The organism is Lactococcus sp. EKM203L (genome assembly GCF_011800585.1).
Taxonomy (GTDB): Bacteria; Bacillota; Bacilli; order Lactobacillales; family Streptococcaceae; genus Lactococcus; species Lactococcus lactis.
Window position 1 is genome coordinate 1 of the sequence record NZ_JAALEQ010000052.1, and the last position, 384, is coordinate 384.

Annotated in this window: 1 protein-coding gene; it reads left to right on the forward strand. The window is 38.5% G+C overall.

What is annotated here, in order from left to right:
* On the forward strand, nt 1–384 hold a 384-nt coding region (locus HFD15_RS14060; RefSeq protein WP_167595258.1), incomplete at both ends, for a hypothetical protein.

The window sequence follows — 384 nt, forward strand, 5'->3', positions numbered from 1 at the left end:
CTTCATGGAAAGCATTTGGTAATTTTGGAGCAATGAACCATGCGGAAATGTCTGAAACACCTTTGACCGCGTTTGATACGTTAGATAAAAACTATAACTTAAATAATATTTTTAAAGAAGGTAATTACGTTGTAACCGATGCGTATAACAGACCGTCACAATTCCCAGCGGCAGATGGGTCAGGGTATTTAGTGGTAAAACCGTTTGGTGGAAAATATGACCCTTATCGATGGGTAATCCAAACGATGTACAGTGGATATGATGCACAAGTCCAATATTTCAGATACATGGATATGAAAAGTAATAGTCAGTCTCCATGGAAGACAACTACACCTCGAGAAGTAACCTCTATTTGCTGTATGGGGGATAGTATTACACAGAATG